The organism is Pseudoalteromonas sp. PAST1 (genome assembly GCF_021532515.1).
Classification (GTDB): Bacteria; Pseudomonadota; Gammaproteobacteria; order Enterobacterales; family Alteromonadaceae; genus Pseudoalteromonas; species Pseudoalteromonas simplex.
Window position 1 is genome coordinate 1 of sequence record NZ_JAKGBH010000136.1, and the last position, 1,223, is coordinate 1,223.

A 1,223-nucleotide genomic window follows, 5' to 3' on the forward strand; every position below is an offset into this window, starting at 1 on the left:
CACGGCTAGCGCATTTTAATCCCAGACTCTAACAGGGTTGAGCGGTAATCATCGTCTAGCCCTGCCATTTTCTTTTTCCTCGCCATACTAGCTGACTTAGATGTATCTTGTTTAAAAAGCGCCATGGCTATCTTTCGCATTACATTAAACATTAATGGCCCTTGAAGTTTGCGTATTCTCGATTCATCTTCTCTGAAGTTCATATCAAGCATCCAATGCATGCTTTCAACCTGCCAGTGACTGCGTACCGCATTGAGTGCTTGCGCTGCATCTAAGTCTAATGAACTTATATACCAGCGTGTTTCAGTGGTATCCGACCCTGCCGACTTATCATGAACTTCAGCCCTGACCTTAATAATACTCGTTAAGCCAGGCCAACGATAATCCTTGCATAACCAGCTTTTATCTATAAGTAACTGCTGGCATGTACGTGTTTCAACACGCCCATGTCCTGAGCTTATTTCGGTATATTCATCACAATTATGCTGAGTTAACCTTTCACGCTCGCACTTGTGCCACCACGCTTCTAGTTCCTTTTGCATGCCTGAATGATTTCCTTTAAGCGCAAGAATATAATCTGCTTTTTGTTGGATGACTTGTTTTGCTATTTCTTGTTGGCATCCCATCGCATCTAACGTAATGATACTGTTTTCAATATCGAGCAGGGTGAGTAATTCTGGTATCGCGGTGATTTCATTTGTTTTATTATCAACAGCCGTCTGTCCAAGCACTAACTGGTGTTGGCAACTCCATGCACTGACCGTGTGTAAGGCACTTTTTCTGTCTTTTGTGGTAAATGAACGCCGTGCGGTTTTGCCATCAATAGCGATGATATCTGCACCTGTGGTTTCAATCAGTGATGATATCCAAGATTGAAATGCCCTTTCTATTTCATTTGCTTTTAACCGACACATGACGCGCGCAATCGTGTCATGTTTTGGAATTCCTGCGTTGAACGTGCCGTATTTTTTTAACCAATCAAGTTTTAGGTGCCCAAAGTCTTCAATATCTTCCCATCCTTCTGCACCAGAGAGCACAGCGCTAATAGCAAGGAGAAGAATATCGATAAGTTCATGCTTTTTACAACGTTCAATGCGAGGATCTGTAATTGAATTAAAATGTTTCAGAAAAGTAGTGCTCATATTTATGCGACCAAGTAATTATTATGCCTTGATCTGATCACTACTTGCTCTATAAGTTCAATTTATAATGATCTTGCCGTG

The 1,223-nt window shown here is 41.5% G+C and carries 1 protein-coding gene; it reads right to left on the reverse strand.

Annotated features, from left to right (window positions below; genetic code table 11):
* Positions 1–5 precede the first annotated feature (5 nt).
* Positions 6–1,142: an ISAs1 family transposase gene (locus tag L1272_RS23035; protein ID WP_235374373.1), complete on the reverse strand. Its 1,137-nt coding sequence runs from the start codon at positions 1,140–1,142 to the stop codon at positions 6–8.
* Positions 1,143–1,223 lie beyond the last annotated feature (81 nt).

Bases quoted from the DNA above. Each gene is read 5' to 3' on its own strand.
- L1272_RS23035 (WP_235374373.1), bottom strand. From the start codon at position 1,142: ATGAGCACTACTTTTCTGAAACATTTTAATTCAATTACAGATCCTCGC.